The sequence below is a fragment of the Pseudoclavibacter sp. CFCC 13796 genome (assembly GCF_008831185.1).
Classification (GTDB): domain Bacteria; phylum Actinomycetota; class Actinomycetes; order Actinomycetales; family Microbacteriaceae; genus Pseudoclavibacter_A.
The window spans coordinates 1,666,208-1,690,255 of the sequence record NZ_WBKD01000001.1 but is presented as its reverse complement, the minus strand read 5'-3'; the positions used below and the strand labels follow the sequence as shown (position 1 = coordinate 1,690,255).

Below are 24,048 nucleotides of genomic sequence, written 5' to 3'. Positions count from 1 at the left end.
CTGTGACGGCTGCCGCACCCTCTTCATGTGTGAAGCGCTGCTTCGTTCATTTCTGCCGCTCCTGAGCGGCTTTCAGCATGGACCCTCAGTTCTGCAGGGCGTATCCGGACTCGCCGTGCACACGCAGGTCGATGCCGGCCACTTCGTCTTCGTTCTTGACGCGGAAGCCGATGGTCTTGTCGATGACCTTGCCGATGATGAAGGCGACGATGAACGAGTAGATGGCCACTGGTACCGAACCGACGATCTGAGCGCCGAGCTGTCCCCAGCCGTAGCCGTAGAAGAGTCCCGAGTCGTTGGCGAAGAAGCCCAGGTACACACAGCCGATGAGTCCGCCGACGAGGTGCACGCCGACCACGTCGAGCGAGTCGTCGTAGCCGAGCACCCATTTCGCGTTGACGGCGAGTGCGCAGACGCCGCCGACGATGAGGCCCAACAGGATGGCCGCACCAGGAGTGAGCTGATCGCACGCCGGGGTGATGCCGACCAGACCCGCCACGGCACCCGTGCCGGCACCGACCGCGGTCGCCTTGCCCGTCTTCAGCTTCTCGACGACGAGCCAGGCCAGAATCGCAGCTGCAGGCGTCACCATGGTGTTCAGGTAGATGAGACCGGCGGTCGCGTCATCTGTCGCTGCGCCTCCGTTGAAGCCGAACCAGCCGAACCACAGCACTGATGCACCGATCAGAACCAGCGGCACGTTGTGCGGCTTCGCGATGCCCTTGTCGAAGCCAATGCGGCGGCCGAGAACGATGGCGAGGGCCAGAGCCGCGGCACCGGAGTTGATGTGCACGACCGTGCCGCCGGCGAAGTCGAGCACGCCGTCTACGCCGAACCACTCAGGCACCACGGTGCCGATCCAGCCGCCGCCCCAGACCCAGGCCGCGACCGGAAAGTACGAGAGAGTCGCCCAGAGTGCTGCGAAGATCATCCACGAGCCGAACTTCGCGCGATCGGCGATGGCTCCCGAGATCAGCGCCACGGTGATGATGGCGAAGGTTGATCCGTAGACGGTCGAGACGAGATCCTCGCCGCTGACCCCGCTGAGCCCGAAGGCCGAGAACGGATTGCCAGCGAACGACCACGGGCTCGCGTCTTCGGCGATGCTCGTCATGTTCGCCCCGTAGAGCACCCAGAGCAGCCCGATGAGTCCCATGGACCCGAAGCTGAGCATGAGCATGCTGACGACGGACTTTGCCCGTACAAGGCCGCCATAGAAGAAGGCGACGCCGGGCGTCATGAACAACACCAGCGCGGTCGACACCAGCAACCATATGGTGCCGGTCGTGACTGTCTCTGTCATGGTGAAACCTCTCTCGAACTGATCATGGGATCGCGACCGCGCATCATAATGCGACGACTATCACGAACTGAGTTCAGTCTCGGGTGCAGAGATTTCGCATGATATGCGCAAGGGTTACGGCGCTGTTACGCGTCGGAGGCCGTTGTTACGGCAGTGTTTCGAGAAGCGTCAGGCCTTGGCCACGTCGAAGGTCTCGTGAGCGAGTGTGGTGAGCGCGTCGAGACGCGAGACGCAGCGCAGATACTTCTTGCGGTATCCGCCGTCGATCATCTCCTGGCTGAACACCTCGGTCAGCGGCAGGCCTGCTGCCACGATCGGCTTCTGCGCGTCGTACAGACGGTCGATCAGCGCCACGAGACGCAGCGCGTCGTCCTGCCTCGTGAGGCGTCCGACTCCCGACCAGACGAACGTGTCAGCAGAGCGCGCAAGGGCGAAGTACTGCACTGGGTGCAGCGTCGAGATGTGATCGATGACGTCGGCGAAGGCGTCCTGCGACACGCGCAGGTCGTCCGACTGATGCTGTGCGACGAGCTGATCGATCTGTGCGGGCTCCCAGGGGATGGCCTCGCTGTTCACGTCGCGCCGTCGGTAGTCCTGACCGTCGATGCGCAGCGCCTGGAAGATCGAGGCGAGCGACTGTATCTCGCGCATGAAGTCGGAGGCGGCGAATCTGCCCTCGCCGAGGGCGTTCGGCGGCGTGTTCGATGTGGCCACGATCGAGGTGCCGGTCGCCGCGAGCTCCTTCAGCAGCCGGGTCATGATCATTGTGTCGCCGGGGTCGTCGAGTTCGAACTCGTCGATGCACAGCAGGGAGTAGCCGCGCAGCTTGGCGACGGCGTTCTCGAATCCGAGTGCGCCGACAAGCGACGTGTACTCCAAGAAGGTGCCATAGGCCTTGGGCTGCGGAGCGGTGTTCCACAGCGCTGCCAGCAGGTGGGACTTGCCGACGCCGAAGCCGCCGTCGAGGTAGATGCCGCTGGCCTGCTTCGCCGCCTTCTTGCTTCTGCCGAAGAGGCTGCGGCGCTTCACTGCTCCCCAGCGGTCGGAGAACGTGCGCAGGGCCTCGACGGCCTCCAGCTGCGACGGGTAGTCGGCACTGGGCTGGTAGCTCTCGAACGATGCGGTCTGGAAGAGCGGTGGCGGCACGAGGTTCGCGACGAGCTCGTCGGGATCGAGATTCGGGTGCACATCGACGATATGCGAGATCATGCGTTCCTCTCTGGCGGCGGCAGTGCACGCGTGTGTGGCGGTGGCCGAATCGCGGCGACCCGGGTCATATCCGAGTGAGCGTCGTGATGCGGATGCGCGTGCATGAGATCCAGCGCGGCACCCTGTTCACTGTAGCGGGTTCGTGGGGCGGCTCGTGCAGACATGAGCGACGACGGTGCGCCCTTGCCATCACATGACCTGCTGTTGCGGAACGCTGCCGCAGGCGAGTCGGGTGCAGTATCGTGATCGACATCACCGAGACTCGAACGAGTCGAGGCAACGAAGGAGAACATCATGACTGTCGCCGTCGACTCGTCAGATCCGAAGACCGCAGGCTACGCGCATCCTGAGCGCCTGGTCACCACCGAGTGGCTCGCCGAACATCTGGGCGAACCCGGACTCGTCGTCGTCGAGAGCGACGAAGACGTGCTGCTCTACGAGACCGGGCACATCCCCGGTGCGGTCAAGATCGACTGGCACACCGATCTCAACGACCCGGTCGTGCGCGACTATGTCGACGGTGCGGGCTTCTCGAAGCTGCTCAGCGAGAAGGGCATCGACCGCGATGACACGGTCGTGATCTACGGTGACAAGAACAACTGGTGGGCGGCCTATGCACTCTGGGTGTTCACGCTCTTCGGCCACGAAGATGTGCGTCTGCTCAACGGCAGCCGATCGAAGTGGATCGCCGAGGGACGCGATCTGACTCGCGAGGTTCGCCCGCGCACCCCGACCGCCTATCCGGTGGTCCCACGGGAAGATGCGCCAATCCGTGCGTATCGTGACGACGTGCTTGCGGCGATCGGCGTCGAGCACCTGATCGACGTGCGCTCGACACCCGAATACCTCGGTGAGCGCACCACAGCTCCGGACTACCCCGAAGAAGGGGCGCTTCGGGCCGGCCATATTCCCACTGCGCAGAGCGTGCCATGGGCGAAGGCCGTCGACGATGACGGCACCTTCAAGACAGCCGACGAGCTGCGTGCAATCTACGAGACGGGTGGCGCCGGTCTGCGCGAGGGCGATGACGTGATCGTGTACTGCCGCATCGGCGAACGGTCGAGCCACACCTGGTTCGTGCTGAAGTATCTGCTCGGCTTCGAGAACGTGCGCAACTATGACGGCTCGTGGACTGAATGGGGCTCAGCGGTGCGCGTGCCGGTGGTGACCGGAGCAGAACCCGGCACCGCTCCCGTCAGCCGCTGAACCGTCTGCAGAGCAGAGAGTCGCTCATGGGCTGCGGCAGATCCTCCGGCCCGGGGCACGACGCCCGCTGCAGCGTAGACTCGTCGTCCATGAGCACCTCCGACTCCCCCTCGTCACACCTGTTTGACGCACCCCATGAGCTCGATGCGCAGCACCTGCCGCCCAGGCTCATCGAGACGGCCGAGGATTTCAACGCCCTCGGTGAGCGAGACCGGCTGCAGCTGCTGCTGGAGTTCGCAGACGAGCTGCCCGAGCTGCCGGAACGCTACCGCGACGATCCTGATCTGCTTGAGCCCGTGCCCGAGTGCCAGTCTCCCGTCTTTCTGAAGGTCGACGTCGACGGCGACACGGTGCACCCGCACGTCACGGCTCCACGTGAGGCACCGACCACCCGCGGATTCGCCTCGATTCTGGTCCAGGGCCTCGACGGTGAGAGCGTGCAGCAGGTACTCGACGTACCCAGCGACTACCCGTTCGAACTCGGTCTCGCTCGAGCGGTGTCACCGCTGCGTCTGCGCGGCATGACCGGAATCCTTGAGCGCATCAAGGCCCAGGTTCGGCGCCGGATCGCTGAGCGAGACGCCTGACGACGCTCAGCGGCGCCGGGCACGCGGCGTGCCAGCCGCGGTCGGGGCCAGACGCTCGGTCAGCCAGTCCGTCACGCTGCTCTCCCACAGTTCGCGATCGTGGTTCCACAGTTTGCAGTGTCGTGCCGTCTTGAACGGTACGAAGGTCACCAGATCTGGGCGTGCTGCGGCCAGCTCCCGTGACGGGCCGCTCGGCACGAACCCGTCGTCGTCGCTGTGCATGAGCAGCACCGGTTTGCGCAGCTCTCCCGCCCGTGCGACCCAGTTCAGCGCGTCGAGGTCGATGGGGCTCTGCAGCCCTGTCGCAGGCGTGGCCCAGCGTCGGCCCAAAAGGGTCAGCGCGAACTCGCGCACCGGGGCCGGCACGCTGGACGCATCCGCCTGATATGCCAGGGCGTCGCCCCAGTCGACGACCGGTGAGTCGAGGAGCACTCCCCCGATGCGTCGGGCGTGCCGCGTTCTGGCCAGAGTCTGGAGCACGATGGCTCCTCCCATCGACCAGCCGAAGAGAAAGACCTTCTTCGCACCGTGCGAGAGCGCGTAGTCGATCGCCGCCTCGACGTCCTCCCATTCAGTCTCGCCGAGGGCATAGCGGTTGTCTGCGCTGGGCGTCGCCTCGCCGTCGTTGCGATAGCTCACGATCAGCGACGTCAGGCCGAGCTGCTGCACCGCGCCGAGACCGCGGACGACCTCTGGTCGAGCCGAGGCACGCCCGTGCACATGGATGACCCATGTCTGTGATCGGTCGGCACCGGATTCGGCGGTCTCCGTCGGCGGCTCGCTCGCTTCGGCCGGATGTGCCGATGCAGCCTCGTCGACGTCGTCTGGCCGGTCGACGGCGTAGACCGGGCGGCCGCTGGGCTCATGCGAGACCAGCCAGGCGGGGTTCGGGCCGAGCGGGCCGTCGATGAGCACGTTCTGGGCGTCGAAACCCGCCGACTCCGGCGTCAGCCAGACCCATCCGTTGACACGTCCGCGACGCACGCGACCGTCGAGCACGCCGAAGTCGACGCGCAGCACGCGCCGCGTGATGCTGTCCCACGTCTGATCGACGATCTCGCCGATGACGGCATGCCCGCGACCTTCGTCGAACCAGAAGCTGTACTCGCCCGGCACGCCGGCCAGCCTGGAGTCCCGAGTCGACTTGAGGGTGATCAAGAGACCGTCCGCATCCGACCAGACCGCCTGGACGCTGACGTCTTCGGTGCGGCGCCTCGGCGGCATCACGACTTCGCGAGCGACATGGGCGCTCGCGGCGGCTCCGGCGGCCATCACGGCAGCTGCCGCACCGGTCACACCGGCCACCACACCCAGCAGCGAGAGTCCTCTGCCGGAGCGCTGCGGGGCCTCTGAACGGTTGTCTCTGTGCTCGGGCATGTGATCCTCTCCAGCGCGGCGAGTCTGACGCCAGTCTGCCTTCGGTCATTTTAGTCTGCTTGCGTGACCGAAGTGCGCAGAGACGATGAGATGAGCCCGGAGTTCGCAAACCTCCTGCGCGAGCTCTCGGCTGTGCGTCACCGCTCTGACATCGTGCTCGAACGCATCGACGCTCCGTCGCACATCGCACCCGAGGCCGTCGCCTTCGCCGTCGAGGTCGACGCCAAATCGACTTTCGTGCATTCGCGCGCCAGCGCACGCTTCGTACTGCTGCACAACCCAGAGCCGCCAGAGGGCTGGGGGTCGACACTGCGCGTGATCTCCTATCTCAAGGCGCCGCTCGAGGCCGATCTCGGTCTTGATCCGTTCGTTGCGGGCGTGGTCTGGTCCTGGCTCGAAGACGGACTCCATCAGCAGCATGCGCGCTATCACAGCATCTCGGGCACGGTCACCAAGACGATCAACTCCGGTTTCGGGGCACTGAGCACCGAGACCGACGGCACAGAGATCGAACTGCGAGCCTCATGGTCGGCTGAGGTCGGTCAGCCGGTGACTCCCCACCTGCTCGCCTGGATCGATCTGATCAGCGAAGCGGCGAGCCTGCCCCCGGTGCCGGGCGAGATCTCGGTGCTTCTGCCCACTCTCACTGACACGCACTCGTAGGCGAAAGGCTCATCCACACTGTGAACGTCGAAGACCATCCCTCACATCTCGTCGTGCAGCCGGCAGACGGCATTCCACCGGTTGTGGCGACGCCCAGAGGGCTTGATGAGGCGATGCGCCGACTCGAGGGAGCTGACGGCCCGCTTGCTCTCGACACCGAACGCGCGAGCGGTTTCCGCTATCACGACAACGCCTATCTGGTGCAGATGCGTCGCGGCGACGAGCCAGCGGTGCTGCTCGACCCGGTCGCCTTCGACGGCGAGGCCATGGCCGAGCTGCAGAGCGTCATCGGGCGACAGGAATGGGTGCTGCACGCGGCGACCCAAGACCTGCCCTCGCTGCATGCGCTCGGGCTCTCTCCCGCCGCGCTCTTCGACACCGAGCTGGGTGCGAGACTGCTGAATCTGCCGCACGTCGGACTCGGCGGTCTGCTCGACGACCTCTTCGGCATCCATCTGAAGAAGGAGCACTCGGCAGCCGACTGGTCACGACGCCCACTGCCTGAGGAATGGCTCGCCTACGCGGCTCTCGACGTCGAGTATCTCGTCGAGCTGCGAGACGAGGTCGAACGTCTTCTGACCGATCAGGGAAAGCTCGAGATCGCTCGACAGGAATTCGCCGCCGAGATGGACTTCGAACCGCGGCAGAAGCCGGGCGAGCCCTGGCGTCGCACCAGCGGGATCACAGCTGCGCGCACGCCGCGGCAGCTGCGCATCGTGCGCGAGCTCTGGAACGAACGCGATGCGCTGGCGCGGCAGCGCGATCTCTCGCCGCACCGGCTCATCCCCGATCGCGCCATCATGGCCGCGGCGACCAACGCAGTGCGCAACGAGCATGAGCTGCTGGCTCTGCGCGAGTTCAACGGGCGCGGCGCCCATTCCGAGCTGAGACACTGGTGGGCGGCCGTGCAGCGCGCGCGAGCCAGCCAAGAGCCCATCAGCGTGCGCGTGCCGCACGAGGGCGTGCCACATCATCGCTCCTGGGTTCGGCAGCACCCGGAGGCCGATCAGCGTCTGCGCACAGCCAGGTCGGCGCTGATCGAGATCGCCGAGGCTCACGATCTGCCGGTCGAGAACCTGCTGCAGCCCCGAGTGCTTCGTGAACTCGCTTGGGAGACCTCGGAGCCGATCGACGCGGCCGAAGTCGCCACACGTCTTGCAGAACTCGGTGCCCGGCCCTGGCAGACCGAGCTCACCGCGGCACCGATCGCGGAGGCTTTCCGCGAGGCCGCCTCAGCGTAGCCGCGACATCGCATCAGTCGGGCTCAGAGCCCGTCGGAGGCCGCACGGTGATCGGTGACGTCGAAGTCGGTGGCATCTGGAAAGCCGTCATGGCGGGCTCCGCGAGCGTTGGGCACGCGCGTGCCGAGAACCATCTGGATGACCTGCTCGGTGATCGCCGCCGCGTCGAGCCCCGAGTCGTGCAGCAGCTCGTCGCGGGTCGCGTGCGGGAAGAACTCGTCAGGCAGGCCGAACTCGGTGAGTCCCGTGTCGATGCCGGCATCACGCATGTCCTGACGGATGCGGGTGCCGATGCCTCCGGTGCGCAGGCCGTCTTCGATGGTGACGACCAGTCGATGTCTGGCCGCCCGCGTGAGCACCGTGTGCGGCACCGGCACGACCCACCGAGGATCGATCACGGTTGTACCGATGCCCTGTTCGTGCAGCCGGCGAGCGACGTCGAGCGCGACGGGAGCCATCGCGCCGATCGAGACGATGAGCACATCGCGGCTCGTCGATCGAAACAGCACGTCGATGCCGTCCGTCGAGCGGCTGAGAGCGGGCAGCGGCTCGTTCACAGTGCCCTTTGGGTATCGCAGCACCGTCGGAGCGTCTGAGACGTCGAGGGCCTCGCCGAGCTCTTCGCGCAGGGTCGCAGCGTCGCGAGGTGCGGCGATGCGGATGCCGGGCACCAGCTGCAGCGTCGAGAGATCCCACTGCCCGTTGTGACTCGCACCGTCGGGGCCGGTCACGCCTGCCCGGTCAAGGACGAAGGTGACGCCGGCGCGGTGCAGAGCGACGTCCATGAGCACCTGATCGAAGGCGCGATTGAGGAAGGTCGCGTAGAGCGCGACGACCGGGTGCGCGCCGCCGAACGCCAGACCTGCCGCTGAGGCCACCGCGTGCTCTTCGGCGATGCCCACGTCGATGACCCGATCGGGAAAGGCCTGCGCCATCGCGTCGAGACCGACAGGCAGTCGCATCGCTGCGGTGATGCCGACCACCTCGGGACGTCGGCGTGCCTGCTCGAGCATCTCGTCTGAGAAGACGGCCGTCCAGGTGATCGACTTCACCGTCGAGATGGGCTGACCTGTGTCGGGGTCGATGCGACCGACCGCATGGAACTGGTCGGCCTTGTCAGCCCGTGCAGGTTCGTAGCCGTGCCCTTTCTGTGTGACCGCGTGCACGATGACCGGGTGGCCGAAGCGCTTCGCCTGACGCAGGGCGACCTCCATCGCCTCGATGTCGTGGCCGTCGACCGGGCCGATGTACTTGATGTCCAGGTTCGAGAAGAGGGCGTAGTCCTCGCCGCTCTGCGCCCGCAGCAGACCGTAGAGGCCGCCGCGCACGCTGTTGAAGAGAAAACGGCCGGGCCGTCCGAGGCGATAGAAGAATCGACGGCTGGCCTTGTAGGCGCGGTCGTATCCGCCATGTGTGCGCAGCTCGTTCATGTAGCGAGCCATGCCGCCGATCGTCGGAGCGTAGGAACGTCCGTTGTCATTGACCACGATCACCAGATGGCGGTCGTTCTGATCTGAGATGTTGTTGATGGCCTCCCAGACCATGCCGCCGGTCAGAGCGCCGTCGCCGATCACTGCCACAACGGTGCGATCCGTCTCGCCGCGCAGCGTGAGCGCGCGTGAGATGCCGTCAGCCCAAGACAGAGAAGACGAAGCGTGCGAACTCTCCACGATGTCGTGCGGGCTCTCGGAGCGCTGCGGGTAGCCCGCGAGACCGCCCCGCTGGCGAAGATGCGCGAAGTCGTGGCGACCGGTGAGGAGTTTGTGCACATACGACTGGTGCCCGGTGTCGAAGACGATGGGATCATGCGGCGAGTCGAAGACCCGGTGGAGCGCGATGGTGATCTCGACGACGCCGAGGTTCGGCCCGAGATGGCCTCCGGTGCGTGCGACGGAAGTGATCAGAAACGCACGGATCTCGTCGGCGAGATCGCGCAGCTGTGCGGCCGACAGCCGGTCGAGGTCGCTTGGTCCGTGGATGCCGGCGAGCAGACCGGCGGAGGCGTCCGGCCCCGCCTCGTGAGCCGGGTTCGAGGATGATCGTCCGATGTCGCTGTGCTCTGCCATGCCGATGGTGACCTCTCAGTGCTTTGACTCATGCTACGTGCTGCGACTGTGCGAAAGGGCTCGCGCCACTCGGTTGGAGTGGCGCGAGCCCTTTCGTCGGAATCGCCTCAGGCCTCTGTGTCACCTCGACGGTGACGTTCAGGGCTTCGGTGCAGTTCAGGCTACGCAGCGAGCTGACGCAGCACGTACTGCAGGATGCCTCCGTTGCGGTAGTAGTTCGCCTCTCCAGGGGTGTCGATGCGAACGACGGCCTCGAATGTCACAGGTTCTTTGCCCGCAGCAGAGAACTCGCTGGGAGCCGCTGTCACCGTGACCGTCGCCGGCGTCTCGCCATCGTTGAGGCGTTCGATGCCCGAGAAAGAGAAGATCTCAGTGCCGTCGATGCCGAGTGACTCGTACGACTCCCCTGCCGGGAACTGCAACGGGATGACGCCCATGCCGATCAGGTTCGAACGGTGGATGCGTTCGAAGCTCTCGGCGATGACCGCCTTGACGCCCAGCAGGCGCGTGCCCTTCGCAGCCCAGTCACGGCTGGAGCCCGTGCCGTACTCCTTGCCTGCGAGCACGACCAGCGGGGTCTGGGCCTTCTGATAGTTCTCTGCGGCATCGTAGATGAACGACTGCGGGCCGCCCTCCTGCGTGAAGTCGCGAGTGTACCCACCCTCGACTCCGTCGAGCAGCAGGTTCTTGAGACGGATGTTCGCGAACGTGCCGCGGATCATCACCTCGTGGTTGCCTCGACGCGAGCCCAGCGAGTTGAAGCTGCGGCGGTCGACGCCCTTGCTCAGCAGGTACTTGCCGGCCGGGGTGTCTGCCTTGATCGATCCTGCGGGCGAGATGTGGTCGGTGGTGACCGAGTCACCGAGCTTCGCCAGCACACGAGCACCCGTGATGTCCGCGACCGGCTCCGGGTCTTTCGACATGCCGTCGAAGTACGGGGGGTTGCGCACATAGGTCGAGTCGTCGTCCCACTCGAAGAGCTTTCCTTCGGGAGTGGGCAGACCTCGCCACTTCTCGTCGCCCTCGAAGACCGAGGCGTACTTCGATGTGAACATGTCGCGGTCGATCGACGAATCGATCGTCTGCTGCACCTCTTCGGCCGTCGGCCAGATGTCTTTGAGGTACACGTCGTTGCCGTCGGCGTCCTGGCCGAGCGGCTGTGTCTCGAAGTCGAAGTCCATCGTGCCGGCCAGCGCGTAGGCGATCACCAGCGGCGGGCTGGCGAGGTAGTTCATCTTGACGTCGGGGCTGATGCGGCCCTCGAAGTTGCGGTTGCCTGAGAGCACGGCGGTCACAGCCAGATCGTTCTCGTTGATCGCCTCGCTGATCGGTTCGGGCAGCGGGCCGGTGTTGCCGATGCAGACCGTGCAGCCATAGCCGGTGGTGTAGAAGCCGACGCCCTCGAGGTACGGGGTGAGCCCCGACTTGTCGTAGTAGTCGGTGACGACCTTCGAGCCGGGAGCCAGAGACGTCTTGACCCAGGGCTTCTGCTTGAGGCCCTTCTCCACCGCCTTCTTGGCGACCAGGCCTGCGGCGATCATGACCGAGGGGTTCGACGTGTTCGTGCACGAAGTGATGGCAGCGACCGCGACGGCGCCGTTCTTCAGATCGAAGTTCTGACCCGCGTACTCGACCGGAGCCTCGCTCGTCTCGCCGGCGTAGGTCGGCAGCGTCTTCTCGAACGACTGCTTCGACTCGCTCAGCTTGATGCGGTCCTGAGGGCGCTTCGGGCCGGCGATCGAAGGCACGACGGTCGACAGGTCGAGCTCCATGTACTCCGAGAAGTGCGGCTCGTGCTTCGGATCATGCCAGAGGCCCTGCTCTTTGGCGTAGGCCTCGACGAGGGCGACGCGCTCATCGCTGCGACCGGTCAGGCGCAGATAGTCGAGCGTCACGTCATCGATCGGGAAGATCGCCGCAGTCGAGCCGAACTCGGGGCTCATGTTGCCGATGGTGGCGCGGTTCGCGAGCGGCACACTGGCCACTCCCTCGCCGTAGAACTCGACGAACTTGCCGACCACACCGTGTTCGCGGAGCATCTCGGTGATGGTGAGAACGACGTCAGTCGCCGTCACGCCGGCGGGGATCTCGCCGCTCAGCTTGAAGCCCACCACACGCGGAATGAGCATGGAGACCGGCTGCCCCAGCATGGCCGCCTCGGCTTCGATGCCGCCGACGCCCCAGCCCAGCACGCCGATGCCGTTCACCATGGTGGTGTGCGAGTCCGTGCCGACGCAGGTGTCAGGGTAGGCCTGAACAGTGCCGTCTTCGAGATGCTTGTCGAACACCACGCGGGCGAGGTACTCGATGTTCACCTGGTGGATGATGCCGGTGCCCGGGGGAACCACCTTGAAGTTGTCGAATGCCTGCTGCCCCCAGCGCAGGAACTGATAGCGTTCGCCGTTGCGCTCGTACTCGATCTCGACGTTGCGCTGCACGGCGTCTGACTGACCGAAGACGTCGACGATGACGGAGTGGTCGATCACGAGCTCGGCGGGAGCAAGCGGGTTGATTTTGGTCGGGTCGCCGCCCAGGTTCTTCATGGCCTCACGCATCGTCGTCAGATCGACGATGCAGGGAACGCCGGTGAAGTCCTGCATGACCACGCGAGCCGGGGTGAACTGGATCTCGGTGTCAGGCTGAGCATTGGGATCCCAGCTGCCGAGCGCCTTGATGTGTTCGGCAGTGATGTTGGCACCGTCTTCGGTGCGCAGCAGGTTTTCGAGCAACACCTTCAGGCTGTACGGCAGCACCTCATGGCCGGGGACTTTGTCCAACCGGTAAATCTCGTAGTCCTGGCCGCCGACGGTCAGTGTGTCGCGAGCACCGAAACTGTTTACGGACATGCTGCCCCTCTCATCATTGAAATTCTTCTTTAGAATGATCCGATTCGCAGTGCGAATTCCAGTAAGGATGCCCTCACTTATTGTCGATGATCACTGTTGTGCGTCGGAATCCGTGTTGGCAGTCGAGCCGTCACGACGCGCGATCTCGTCGAGGGCGACGATGACCGGCCGCAGCAGCAGCCAGGTCAGCAGTGCTCCGACCGCGAGCAGAGGCAGCCCCATCGCGAGCTTCACGACGCCCAGCGCGACGATGTCGTCGTCGGCGCGCGACTGCAGATAGAGCGGCAGCTGAACGGCAAGACGCAGCACGGCGATGGCGGCCCAGACTCCGGTCGCCAGCGCGCCCGCCCGAAGCAGCAGCCGATTCTCGTGCGCCAGCGAGGCATCCCCGCGCAGCGCACCGACGGCGAGACCGACCAGCGGCCGGCGCACCAACAGCGAGACGAGCAGAGCCAACGCGCTGACCGCATTGATGATCAGACCAGGAAGATAGTTCTCTGAGGCGCGGCCGGTGACCAGAGCGAACACCGCCCCCAGCGCCACGCCGAAAAGACCGGAGAGTGCCGACTGCAGCGACTCGTGGCGGGCCAGACGCCAGATCACGAAGGCCGCCACCAGCACGAGGCTGGCGCCGACCGCCCACGCCAGCTGTCGGGTGATCGTCTGAATCAGGATGAAGACGATGCCGGGCAGCACCGACTCGGCCAGGCCTCGCACGCCGCCGAGCGACGCCCAAACGGTCTTCGCGTCGAGTGTGTCCTGATCGAGCAGCTCACGCATTCGCAGGCACGGAGTCTGCGGCGTTCTGCTGCGGCAGGCTCAGCGGCAGCAGCTCGCGCGGCGCACGAGGTTCGGAGCCGCGGCGCACCACGATGGAGCGGAAGAGCGCGTTCACACGTTCGGCGGTCTCTTCGTTGTCGAGACCTGCGCCGGAGACGACGCCGCGCAGGAACCAGCGCGGACCGTCGACACCGAGAAAACGCACGACCTGGGTGCCCTCCGGCGTCTGCACCGCGGCGTGCACCTCGAGGCCGAGCTCTCCCTGGAACTCACGGTGGGCGGCCTTCTGCGCACCGAGCTGCTGGGTGATCTGCTCGCGCACTTCGTGCCACAGACCTTCGCTGCGCGGCGCGGCGAACGCCTGCACCTGCAGCTGGGTGCCCTCGTCTTCGAATGTGACGGCCACCGGTCGCTTGGAGGGCTCTTCCACCTCGACGCGGATGGTGAGTCCTGGCCTAGGCGGCAGCAGGATCGAACCGAAGTCGATCAGCGGCTGAGACGCGGTGAACTCACCGAAGTCGAACGGACCCTGTGCGTCACGGCCTTCGAGCAGCTCTTTCGGCTCGACGAGCTCGTCAGCGTCTGACACGTCGGACGACTCGTCTGTCGCATCCGCGCTCTGCTTCTCGGCAGACTCACGCACGGCATCTTCTGTGTCGACTGCGTCTGCGGTCTGCTGGTCGTCGTGCCGATCGGCACGTGACTTTCTTCCGAACACGTTCGGATCCTTTCAGTTCAAATGGCCTAAGAGGTGAAGCGGGGCGCTCAGACGCCGGTCGAGCCGAAACCCTGTGAGGCTCTTGCGCTGCCGGGCAGACGCTCGACCTCGACGAACTCCACATGCTCGAAACGCTGCACGACGAGCTGAGCGATGCGGTCACCCGGTCTGACGGTGAAATCCTGGTCTGACGTGTTGAGCAGAATGACCTTGATCTCGCCACGATAGCCCGCATCAATGGTGCCTGGTGCGTTAAGCACTGTGATTCCGCTGTGCAGAGCGAGGCCGCTGCGGGGATGCACCAGCCCGACGCAGCCCTCGGGCAGAGCGATCGAAAGGCCGGTGCCGATGACTGCCCTCTGTCTGGCGGGCACGGTCGCCGATTCGTTGGAGCAGAGGTCGGCTCCTGCGTCTCCGGGACGTGCGTAAACGGGCGCGGCGGCTCCGGCGAAGAGCACCTGGACGTTAGAATTCACGGTGTCCAGCCTACATGCCCGTGTGCGTGTGGGTCAGCGTATGAAGAACCGGTGACTGATGATTTATCGAGAACGTCTGCGACCTCATGGCGGGGCCTATATCGCGCTGCTGCTGATAATCCCCGCCTTCGCGACGGTCTTCTACAAGGTGAGCCCGGTGACCGGGTTCATCGTCGGCCCGGTGCTCTTCGTGCTCTTCGCCGCCATCAGCTGGCTGGCCTCTCCCCTGATCGCGCTGGCCTCCGACCGCCTGACGGTCGGTCGCGCGAGCATTCCGGTCGCGGCTCTGGGCGACCCCGTTGTCTACCGCAGAGGAGACGAAGCCCTCGAACAGATTCGCGGGCAGCTCGACATGCGCGCGTTCGTAGCCTTCAGAGGCGGGGTGGACCTCATCCGGATTCCAGTGATCGACCCCGAGGATCCGACGCCGTACTGGCTGATCGGATCACGGCATGCAGACGAGCTGGCCGCCGAGATCCGGCTGGCTCAGGCGGCGCAGTCTTTGCAGACCGGCCCGAGCGAGCTCTCGTGATCGAACTGCGTGCGGTGCTTCACCAGAAAGCACTCCACGCAGGTGAACTCGTTCTCCTGCGGAGGCAGGACGACGACGTCGAGCTCGGCGTCTGACAGATCGGGTCCGTCGGCCAGCGCGTACTCGCTGGTGTCGTTCTCGTCGTCGGCGGTCGTCTTCGGCTTCGACGGGATGCTCTGCTTCAGCGCGTCGAGCGAGTCGGATTCGTCCTCTTGGCGCCGAGGCGCGTCGTAGTCTGTGGCCATGTCTGTGTCCGTTCTGCTTGCTGTGGCGCAGATAGCATGCATCATTGTCTGACGTTTCGCAAACCGTGCGATTCGATTTGGCTCCGGCACGACGCCGCAGAAAACACGGCAAGCCTGCAGACCTCCGGCCTGCGCAGGTGGCAAGATGTCAGGGACAGTGATGAGAGACCGCGAGGAGGCCATGGTGCGCGAGCTGAAATTCGTCGGAACCGAGGACGATCGGCTGCTGCTGGTCGATCCCCAGGGCGAGCAGTTCGCCGTACCGGTGACGCCCGAGCTGAGACAGGCGATTCGGGTGCGACGCGCCCTTCCCTCCGCAGCACCGCGCAGTGCGCTGCCGGCGCCGCGTGACGTGCAGCAGCTGCTGCGCTCCGGGCTCACCAGCGAACAGGTCGCCGATCACTTCGGCGTCGAGGCGGACTACATCGCCAAGTTCGAGGCTCCTGTGATCGCCGAGCTGGAGCACATGGTCGACATGGCTCAAGAGGTCCCGCTGCACTTCAACGAAGAGGGCGCAGAGACGTCGACCTTCGGCCACATCATCGCTCACCGACTGGTCAACCGCGGCGCCGAGCACACGATGTGGTCGAGCTGGCGCGAAGACGACGGCCGATGGACCGTTCAGGTCGCGTACACCGCTGATGACGCCGATCGAGCCGCGCGCTGGTTCTTCGATCCTCGCCGTCGCCAGCTGACCCCTGCGAACGAAGAGGCCGATCAGCTCTCAAGCGCACAGGATCTCGAGCCGGTGAAACCGGTGCGGCTGCGCCTGGTCGATGCGGCGACGACTGTCGACACCTTTCCGCTCGAGAGCAGCGAGGAGGACGACGCTGCCGCTGCGGCATCGTCATCGACTCAGATCCCTGATCCGACCACTGCACGCGCCGATGGCGCCCGGCTGTGGGAGAACGCCATACGCACCCGCCATGGTCAGCATGAAGATCGCTCCGAGGCAGACGATTCGGCGGCGGCGCATGACTCCACGAGCGACGTCCAGGCTCGACTCAGCCGCGAGGGACGCAGCGATCGACTTGGTCGGTCGGAGCGTGTGGCGCCGACGGACCACGTCGGGCGCACTGCTGCTGACGGACTTCGCGGCGAACGCCCGAAAGTGCACAGTGAGACCGAAGACCTGCTGCAGGCGCTGCGGCGTCGTCACGACGCCGACAAGAAGCCCGAGGTCGAAGAGACGGCCGGGCTGCGTCCGGCACCGCAGACGCGGCTGCACGTCGTTCCAGAGCAGTTGCCCGACGCCTTCGCGCCGTCCGACGATCAGGCCGATCACACCGCTGCCGCTCCCGACGCAGGCGCCCCGCGCAAGGGTCGGCCGAGTCTGCCGAGCTGGGACGAGATCGTGTTCGGCACCAAGCCGCACGACGAGAAGTAGTCTCGGGCGGCGCAGGCGCGTCGCCTCGCTCACCAGCGGATCAGAGGCACCTCGCGCTCCCACCTGTTGAAGCCGCCGTGCTGGCCCACCATGCGCCGTGACGCCTCATCGGCCGGCAGCCCACGATAGATCGCCGCGTGGTCTCCCAGCGCGATCGCTGCGACGTCTCCGAGCCGGTGCCGAGCCATCGCATCCATCGATGGGCCGAGCAGCCCGCTGTCACACAGCTCGGCACGCGTGCACGTGACGAACTCTCCGGCGCCGGCCACGTCGTCCAGATGGCGCTGCAGGTCGAGCGCTGCGGCGGGATGGTCCGTGTCGTCCTTCAGCACCAGCTGCACGCAGCGCGGCTCCCCTGCCGTCGCCAGAATGGATTCGGCTCCCGACCATTCGGCGAGCAGCACGTGGTCGGCCTCGTCGATGTCGAGCATTCCGTGGTCGCCGGTGAGCACGGTGCTCCAGCCGTGGCGCTCGAGACGGGCGTCTGCCGTCACCGCGTCGATCCGCTCGAGCATCTCTGACCAACGAGGTGACTCCCAGCCCCTGCGGTGGCCGATCTTGTCGAGCTCTGGCACGTAGACCTGGACGAGCGACCGCTTCGCATGTCGGCGGATGTCGGCGAGGGCGGCGAACCGGTCTTCGAGATCGTCGGCCGCGACGTAACGCGCGCCACGCAGGGTCGCTGCGCTGAAGCCGCTGTGCTCGTACTCGGCTGGGCCGATGGCGAAGGCCTCGACGTCGACGCCGCTTGCCCGCTCGAACAGGGTCGAGTGCGGCTGCCAGGCCTCTGGACGCATCTCAGGGCCCCAGCCGCTCAGCTGATTGCGCACGATCCCGGCGTCGCGATCGTAGACGCTGTAGCCGACGATGCCGTGCTGCGCCGGGGCGAGGCCGGTCGCCAACGAGGTGAGCGACGCAGCTGTCGTGGTGGGCAGCCGCGCGCTGAGCGGGCGATGCGGATGCTGACGGTCGGCCTGCAGCAGGTGGCGCGCGTACCCGGATCGGGCCTGAAGGTTGTGGCTGCCCAACCCGTCGACGAGCACGACGGCGAAGTGATCGCATGCGGGCAGGTCGAGCGTCGAGCGGGTGCGCCGACCCGAGACGGCCTCGAGGCCTTCTCGCGCCACGTCTTCGATGAACGCGGTGTTGTCGGTGGGTGCGGGTAGAATCCGATTCACCGGTACAGTCTCGCACAGCAGGCGCACGACCCCAGGCCGGTGCAGACCGAGCAGGCAGACTGGAGACCATGAGCAGCACCGCGACCGATCAGCCGAAGCAGCGCATCGAAGACATCGACGTCACGACAGAGATGCAGCGCAGCTACGTCGAGTACGCGATGTCGGTGATTCACTCGCGCGCACTGCCGGATGCTCGCGACGGGTTGAAGCCCGTGCAACGACGCATCCTCTACATGATGCGCGAGATGGGCCTCTCCCCCGACAAGGGTCATGTGAAGTCGGCTCGTGTGGTCGGCGAGGTGATGGGCAAGCTGCATCCTCACGGCGACTCCGCGATCTACGACGCGCTCGTGCGACTCTCGCGTGACTTCGCTATGGAGGTGCCGCTGGTCGACGGTCACGGCAACTTCGGCTCGTTGGACGACGGCCCTGCGGCGTCACGCTACACCGAGGCGCGCCTGACGGCCGCCGCGATGCTGATGACCGACAGTCTCGACGAGAACGTCGTCGACTTCGTACCCAACTACGACAACCAGCTGCAGCAGCCGAGTGTGCTTCCGGCGCCCTTCCCGAACCTGCTGATCAACGGAACGAGCGGCATCGCAGTCGGCATGGCGACGAATATGGCACCGCACAACCCTCGCGAGGCGATCGCGGCGGCTGTGCATCTGCTTCGGCATCCGCATGCCACCGTCGACGACCTCATGCGTCTGCTGCCCGGCCCCGATCTGCCGAGCGGCGGCAGCATCGTCGGCCTCGACGGCGTGCACGACGCATACGAACGCGGCCGCGGCATCTTCACCATGCGTGCCAAGGCGTCGATCGAGCGGGTGAGTGCGCGTCGGCAGGGCATCGTCATCACCGAGCTGCCGTACATGGTCGGCCCCGAGTCGGTCATTCAGAAGATCAAAGACGGTGTGACGGCGAAGAAGCTGCAAGGCATCTCGAACGTGCACGATCTCACCGATCGCAACAACGGCCTGCGCCTGATTATCGACGTCAAGACCGGGTTCTCACCCGAGGCCGTGCTCTCGTCGCTCTACCGGCACACGCCGCTTGAGACGAACTTCGGCATCAACAACGTCGTGCTGATCGACGGTCGACCACGCACCGTCGGGCTCGTCGAGCTGCTCGGCGTCTACAACGCGCACCGCATCGAGGTCGTGCGACGGCGCAGCCAGCATCGTCTCGACCGGGCGCAGGAACGTCTGCATCTCGTCGAAGGCCTGCTGATCGCGATCGTCGACATCGACGAGGTCATCGCTCTGATCCGCTCCAGTGACGACACCGAGACGGCCCGCGCCCGACTGATGAGCGTCTTCGACCTCAGCCAGCCTCAGGCCGATTACATCCTCGAACTGCGGCTGCGCCGCCTGACGAAGTTCAGCCAGATCGAGCTCGAGGCCGAGCGAGACGACCTGCTGCGACGCATCGAGAAGCTCAGCGAGCTGCTGGGCAGCGAACGTCGACTGCGCGACCAAGTGGCTCGCGAACTCGACGAGGTCGCCAAGGTGCTCACCCAGCCGCGCCGCACCGTGCTGCTGACCGAAGACGCCCGCACAGTGGCTGCCGACGTGCCTCTTGAGATTCCTGACGAGCCCTGTGCAGTGCTGCTGGGCGCGAATGGCAAGCTGGTGCGCCAGTCGCTCGGAGACGTGCAGGGCGACGACGCTGCTGCCGAGGCGCAGCCGACGGCTGAGCCTGAGATCGTGGCCGAGCCCGCACTCCAGGTCGGAGACCAGCTCGACGGCGGCAGCCGGCGCAGATCAGACGGCCTGGCGGCACGACTCGAGACCACCACACGCTCCGAGCTCGGCGTCGTCACCGACCGAGGCCGCATGCTTCGAGCGTCGGTGCTGGGCATCCCCGCCGGTGCTCCTGGCCTCGTGCAGTTCTCCGGCGGTGTGCGCCCAGAGACGCTCGTGACCCTCGAGAAGGGCGAACGCGTCGTGACGGTGGTGTCTCTCGACGATTCGCGTCCGCTGGCCGTCGGCACCGCCTCTGGTGTGGTCAAGCGTGTGCAGCGAGACGTGCCTGACAAACCCGACTGGGAGATCATCGCACTCAAGAAGGGCGACCGCATCGTCGGTGCGGCACCGGCTGCTGACGATGACGAACTCGTCTTCGTCTCGCGTCAGGCTCAGCTGCTGCACTTCGTCGCGAGCAGCGTGCGCCCTCAGGGGCGCAGTGCACAGGGAATGGCCGGCATGCGACTGGGCGCCGACGATGAGATTCTGTGGTTCGGCGTCGTTCCGAAGGCGGTGATCACTGCCGGGCAGGCCACTGTGCTGACCATCGCCAACGATTCGACCGCATTCGCCGACATCGTGCCCGGGTCGGCCAAGATCTCGCCGTTCAGCGAGTTCCCGGCCAAAGGGCGTGGCACCGGCGGGGTGCGGGCACAGAGGATGCTCAAAGGCGAAGACCAGCTCGCACGTGCCTGGGTGGGGGCCGGCGTTCCTCTGGCCTCAGGTGCGAAAGGCGCCGCCGTCGAGCTGCCCCTCACTCTCGTTCGCAGAGACGCGTCCGGCGAAGTGCTGACCGCCCCGGTGCTCACCGTCGGCGGGCACTGCTGACAGGTGCCGACTCAGGCGTCGATGCTCGCGCGATCGATCTCGCCGCTGGCATCCATGATGAATTCGCGGCGAGGATTCACCTCTGAGCCCATCAGCACGTTGAAGACGCCCTCGGCGGCATGCAGGTCGCTCAGCTTGACGCGCCGCAGCAGGCGATGCTGTGGGTCCATCGTCGTCTCGGCGAGCTGATCGGCGTCCATCTCGCCCAGGCCTTTGTACCGCTGAATTGGCTCTTTGTAGGTGCGACCCTGCCTGCGCAGCATCGCGATCTTCTCGTGCAGCTCGTCTTCGGAATATGTGTAGATCGTCTCAGCCGGACGCTTACCCCTGCGCGGCACCACGAGGCGATGCAGGGGCGGCACTGCGGCGAAGACGCGTCCCGCCTCGACCATCGGGCGCATGTAGCGGAAGAAGAGCGTGAGCAGCAGGGTGCGGATGTGTGCGCCGTCGACGTCGGCGTCGCTCATCATGATGATGCGTTCGTAGCGAGCCTGCTCCGGGTCGAAGGTTCGTCCGGAACCTGCGCCGACCACCTGGATGATATTGGCGCACTCGGCGTTGTTCAGCATCTCGGCGACGCTGGCCTTCTGCACGTTCAGTATCTTGCCTCTGATCGGCAGCAGCGCCTGGAACTCGCTGTTGCGTGCCATCTTCGCAGTGCCCAGCGCCGAGTCGCCCTCGACGATGAAGAGCTCGGTCTGATTCGACTCGTTCGATCGGCAGTCGACCAGCTTGGCAGGCAGGCTCGACGACTCCAACGCGTTCTTGCGGCGCAGCGTCTCTTTGTGGGTGCGCGCCGAGACGCGCGACTTCATCTCTGCGACGACCTTCTCGAGCAGCAGGTAGGACTGCGCCTTGTCGTCGCGCTTCTTCGAGGTGAACCGCTCGGTCAGCCCCTTTGAGACGATGCGGCTGACGATCTGGCGTACGGCAGGAGTTCCCAGCACCTCTTTGGTCTGACCCTCGAACTGAGGCTCCGGAACCCGCACGGTCACCACTGCGGTCAGCCCCGCGAGCACGTCGTCTTTCTCGACCTTGTCAGTGCCCGCTTTGAGACGGCGCGAGTTCGTGGCGACCTGTGCGCGCAGCGTCTTCAGCAGCGCCTGCTCGAAGCCGGTCTGGTGGGTGCCCCCCTTGGGCGTCGCGATGATGTTCACGAACGACTTGACCGTCGTGTCGTAGCCGGTTCCCCACCGCAGCGCCACGTCGACGTGACAGGTGCGCTCGACTTCGGTGTCGATCATCTCTCCGCCGTCGCCGAGCACGGGAACCGTCTCGGTGAAGTCGCCGTCGCCCTCGATGCGCCAGGTGTCGGTCACCGCCGTGTCGGCACCGAGGTAGTCGACGAACTCGCTGATGCCGCCGTCGAAGCGGAAGCGCTCCTCGGCGACCTCCTCGCTGCGTTCGTCGTTCAGCGCCAGCTCGAGTCCGGGCACCAGAAACGCCGTCTGCCGGGCCCGATCCTCGAGGTCTGCGAGACTGAATCGCGACCCCTTCGTGAAGATCTGCGGGTCTGCCCAATACCGAATTCGCGTGCCGGTGACAGCCTTGCGCACCTTGCCGACGACACGCAGCCGATCATCCGATGCGGCATCCGCCAACGGCGTGAACGGCGACTTCGGGCCGATGCCCTGAGCATCGTCGAAGAAGCCGGGCGTGCCCCGATGAAACGAGAGCTGCCAGGTCTTGCCGTCGCGATCGACCTGCACATCGAGACGTTCGCTCAGCGCGTTGACCACCGAGGCGCCCACGCCATGCAGACCCCCGGAGCTGGCGTATGACCCACCCCCGAACTTGCCGCCGGCATGCAGCTTCGTGAGCACGACCTCGACGCCGCTGAGCCCGGTCTTGGGCTCGATGTCGACCGGGATGCCGCGACCGTGGTCGCGAACCTCGATGCTCTCGTCGTCGTGGACGACGATCTCGATCGACTCGCCGAACCCGCCGAGCGCCTCGTCGACCGAATTGTCGATGATCTCCCAGAGACAGTGCATGAGCCCGCGTGAATCGGTCGAGCCGATGTACATGCCGGGCCGCTTGCGAACGGCCTCGAGACCTTCGAGAACTGAGAGCTGACTGGCCGAGTAGTCTGCCGCCGCCACCGCTTTACTCCAGGTAGTCGCGCAGGGCCTGCGAACGCGACGGGTGGCGCAGCTTGGCCATGGTCTTCGACTCGATCTGGCGAATGCGCTCGCGGGTGACGCCGAAGGTGTCGCCGATCTGGTCGAGAGTCTTGGGCATCCCGTCGCCCAGGCCGAAGCGCATGCGGATGACGCCCGCCTCGCGCTCGCTCAGCGAGTCGAGCAGGCTCTCGAGCTGCTGCTGCAGCATTGTGAAGCCCACGGCGTCAGCCGGCACGACGGCATCGGTGTCTTCGATCAGGTCACCGAACTCGGAGTCGCCGTCTTCGCCCAGAGGGGTGTGCAGCGAGATGGGCTCGCGGCCGTACTTCTGTACCTCGACCACTTTCTCAGGCGTCATGTCGAGCTCTTCGGCGAGCTCTTCGGGCGTGGGCTCGCGGCCGAGATCCTGCAGCATCTGGCGCTGCACGCGGGCCAGCTTGTTGATGACCTCGACCATGTGCACGGGAATGCGGATGGTGCGTGCCTGGTCGGCCATGGCTCGAGTGATGGCCTGACGAATCCACCAAGTGGCGTAGGTCGAGAACTTGAAACCCTTGGTGAAGTCGAACTTCTCGACGGCACGGATCAGGCCGAGGTTGCCCTCTTGGATGAGGTCGAGGAACTGCATGCCGCGACCGGTGTAGCGTTTGGCGAGGCTGACGACCAGGCGCAGGTTGGCGCCCAACAGGTGGTTCTTCGCCTTGGTGCCATCGCGTGACACCCATTTGAGCTCGCGGCGTTCAGCCGGGCTGTAGTGCTTCTTGAGCTCGCCGGCCTCGTCGCGGCGCAGAAGCTCCTGTGCGTAGAGGCCAGCCTCAATGCGCTTGGCCAGCTGAACCTCTTGCACGGCGTTGAGCAGCGCGACCTTGCCGATCTGCTTGAGGTAGTCCTTGACCGGGTCGACGGTCGCGCCGGTGATCGCGGTCGAGATCGACGGGACTTCTTCCTCTTCTTTCATCGAGAGCACGTAGCCCCCGCTCGGCAGGTTCGAGGGCTTCGACTTGGCTGGGGCGGCCTCGTGATCGACTGTGGCGCTGCCGGCCGCAGTCTTCGTGTCGACGCTTGACTCTCCGCTCGTCGTCACAGCGTCAGCGGATGCTGCGGTCGCCTTGGCCGCATCGGCCTTGGCTCTGCTTGGGGCCTTCTTCTTGGCCGCCGTCTGTCGTGCGGAGGTCTTTGCGGCGGGCTCTGTCGCGGCAGCCTTTGCGGTGGTCTTCTTCGCCGTCGTCTTGGCGGTGCCGGACTTGGCGGCCGTGGCCCGGCTGGGCTCGGTCTTCGTGCTGCGGGACTTGCTGCCGCCGGTCTTGGCTGTCGCAGCCTTCGTCGTGGAGGCCTTCGCCCGTGTCGTCTTCTTCGCTGTGGAGCGTTTCGCTCCGGTGGTCGCAGACGCTGAAGCAGTGCTCGTCTTTCTGGCAGCGGCCTTCTTGGCCGTCGTCTGTTTCTCGTCGGCCGCTGGGGCCGTGGACGCACTCTTCTTCTCAGCCACTGGCTTCGAACCTTCCTGATCAACGCGCACTCGAACAACCCATTATCGC

At 65.7% G+C, this 24,048-nt stretch carries 19 protein-coding genes; 7 read left to right on the top strand and 12 right to left on the bottom strand.

Features of this window, described 5'->3' with window-relative positions; translation table 11 throughout:
- Nucleotides 1–85 precede the first annotated feature (85 nt).
- Both F8O07_RS07585 and zapE read right to left on the bottom strand, forming a co-directional pair.
- A complete protein-coding gene (locus F8O07_RS07585) occupies nt 86–1,303 on the bottom strand; it encodes an ammonium transporter (RefSeq protein ID WP_158031468.1) in 1,218 nt (405 codons plus the stop codon).
- A 168-nt stretch (nt 1,304–1,471) separates the two neighbouring features.
- Entirely contained in the window at nt 1,472–2,512 is a 1,041-nt protein-coding gene (gene zapE / locus F8O07_RS07580) for a cell division protein ZapE (RefSeq protein ID WP_158031467.1), read from the bottom strand.
- Nucleotides 2,513–2,806: 294 nt separating this feature from the next.
- Here zapE and F8O07_RS07575 point away from each other — a divergent pair, with 294 nt between their 5' ends.
- Both F8O07_RS07575 and F8O07_RS07570 read left to right on the top strand, forming a co-directional pair.
- Nucleotides 2,807–3,718, top strand: coding sequence for a sulfurtransferase (locus F8O07_RS07575; RefSeq protein ID WP_158031466.1), 912 nt, complete (start codon nt 2,807–2,809; stop codon nt 3,716–3,718).
- Between the two features lie 89 nt (nt 3,719–3,807).
- A complete protein-coding gene (locus F8O07_RS07570) occupies nt 3,808–4,305 on the top strand; it encodes a SufE family protein (protein WP_158031465.1) in 498 nt (165 codons plus the stop codon).
- Nucleotides 4,306–4,311: 6 nt separating this feature from the next.
- Here the strand turns inward: F8O07_RS07570 and F8O07_RS07565 are convergent, their stop codons facing one another.
- Nucleotides 4,312–5,682 (bottom strand): alpha/beta hydrolase family protein, encoded by a 1,371-nt coding sequence (locus F8O07_RS07565; RefSeq protein WP_158031464.1) that lies wholly within the window; start codon nt 5,680–5,682, stop codon nt 4,312–4,314.
- Between the two features lie 63 nt (nt 5,683–5,745).
- On the opposite strand from F8O07_RS07565, the gene F8O07_RS07560 reads away from it, so the two are divergent.
- Nucleotides 5,746–6,345 carry a DUF3000 family protein gene (locus F8O07_RS07560; protein ID WP_158031463.1) on the top strand — a complete coding sequence of 200 codons (600 nt, stop codon included), beginning with the start codon at nt 5,746–5,748 and terminating at the stop codon, nt 6,343–6,345.
- 20 nt (nt 6,346–6,365) lie between these two features.
- Nucleotides 6,366–7,586, top strand: coding sequence for an HRDC domain-containing protein (locus F8O07_RS07555; RefSeq protein ID WP_225733220.1), 1,221 nt, complete (start codon nt 6,366–6,368; stop codon nt 7,584–7,586).
- A gap of 23 nt (nt 7,587–7,609) precedes the next feature.
- Here the strand turns inward: F8O07_RS07555 and dxs are convergent, their stop codons facing one another.
- The 5 genes from dxs to dut form a co-directional block, all read right to left on the bottom strand.
- Nucleotides 7,610–9,652, bottom strand: coding sequence for a 1-deoxy-D-xylulose-5-phosphate synthase (gene dxs / locus F8O07_RS07550; protein WP_158031462.1), 2,043 nt, complete (start codon nt 9,650–9,652; stop codon nt 7,610–7,612).
- Between the two features lie 161 nt (nt 9,653–9,813).
- The gene (acnA, locus tag F8O07_RS07545) at nt 9,814–12,498 is read right to left on the bottom strand and encodes an aconitate hydratase AcnA (RefSeq protein ID WP_158031461.1); all 2,685 of its coding nucleotides are present in this window, start codon (nt 12,496–12,498) and stop codon (nt 9,814–9,816) included.
- A 90-nt stretch (nt 12,499–12,588) separates the two neighbouring features.
- Nucleotides 12,589–13,278 carry a DUF3159 domain-containing protein gene (locus F8O07_RS07540; protein ID WP_158031460.1) on the bottom strand — a complete coding sequence of 230 codons (690 nt, stop codon included), beginning with the start codon at nt 13,276–13,278 and terminating at the stop codon, nt 12,589–12,591.
- Complete coding sequence (locus F8O07_RS07535) at nt 13,271–13,996, bottom strand: DUF3710 domain-containing protein (protein ID WP_158031459.1); 726 nt, start codon at nt 13,994–13,996, stop codon at nt 13,271–13,273. The genes F8O07_RS07540 and F8O07_RS07535 overlap by 8 nt, the downstream gene beginning before the upstream one ends.
- Before the next feature lie 47 nt (nt 13,997–14,043).
- Nucleotides 14,044–14,472 (bottom strand): dUTP diphosphatase, encoded by a 429-nt coding sequence (dut, locus tag F8O07_RS07530; protein WP_158031458.1) that lies wholly within the window; start codon nt 14,470–14,472, stop codon nt 14,044–14,046.
- A 58-nt stretch (nt 14,473–14,530) separates the two neighbouring features.
- Here dut and F8O07_RS07525 point away from each other — a divergent pair, with 58 nt between their 5' ends.
- Nucleotides 14,531–15,004 carry a DUF3093 domain-containing protein gene (locus F8O07_RS07525; protein WP_158031457.1) on the top strand — a complete coding sequence of 158 codons (474 nt, stop codon included), beginning with the start codon at nt 14,531–14,533 and terminating at the stop codon, nt 15,002–15,004.
- Here F8O07_RS07525 and F8O07_RS07520 read toward each other — a convergent pair.
- Nucleotides 14,959–15,249 carry a DUF4193 family protein gene (locus tag F8O07_RS07520; RefSeq protein ID WP_158031456.1) on the bottom strand — a complete coding sequence of 97 codons (291 nt, stop codon included), beginning with the start codon at nt 15,247–15,249 and terminating at the stop codon, nt 14,959–14,961. The two genes, F8O07_RS07525 and F8O07_RS07520, sit on opposite strands and share 46 nt — an antisense overlap.
- 160 nt (nt 15,250–15,409) lie before the next feature.
- Between F8O07_RS07520 and sepH the strand changes: the two genes are divergently transcribed.
- Complete coding sequence (gene sepH, locus F8O07_RS07515; RefSeq protein WP_192496699.1) at nt 15,410–16,636, top strand: septation protein SepH; 1,227 nt, start codon at nt 15,410–15,412, stop codon at nt 16,634–16,636.
- Nucleotides 16,637–16,665: 29 nt separating this feature from the next.
- Here the strand turns inward: sepH and F8O07_RS07510 are convergent, their stop codons facing one another.
- Nucleotides 16,666–17,814 (bottom strand): alkaline phosphatase family protein, encoded by a 1,149-nt coding sequence (locus F8O07_RS07510; RefSeq protein WP_192496698.1) that lies wholly within the window; start codon nt 17,812–17,814, stop codon nt 16,666–16,668.
- 68 nt (nt 17,815–17,882) lie between these two features.
- On the opposite strand from F8O07_RS07510, the gene F8O07_RS07505 reads away from it, so the two are divergent.
- Nucleotides 17,883–20,390 carry a DNA topoisomerase (ATP-hydrolyzing) subunit A gene (locus F8O07_RS07505; protein ID WP_158031453.1) on the top strand — a complete coding sequence of 836 codons (2,508 nt, stop codon included), beginning with the start codon at nt 17,883–17,885 and terminating at the stop codon, nt 20,388–20,390.
- A gap of 11 nt (nt 20,391–20,401) precedes the next feature.
- On the opposite strand, the gene F8O07_RS07500 is transcribed toward F8O07_RS07505, so the two are convergent.
- A complete protein-coding gene (locus F8O07_RS07500; RefSeq protein ID WP_158031452.1) occupies nt 20,402–22,492 on the bottom strand; it encodes a DNA gyrase/topoisomerase IV subunit B in 2,091 nt (696 codons plus the stop codon).
- A gap of 4 nt (nt 22,493–22,496) precedes the next feature.
- The gene (locus F8O07_RS07495; protein WP_158031451.1) at nt 22,497–23,999 is read right to left on the bottom strand and encodes an RNA polymerase sigma factor; all 1,503 of its coding nucleotides are present in this window, start codon (nt 23,997–23,999) and stop codon (nt 22,497–22,499) included.
- Nucleotides 24,000–24,048: the final 49 nt, after the last annotated feature.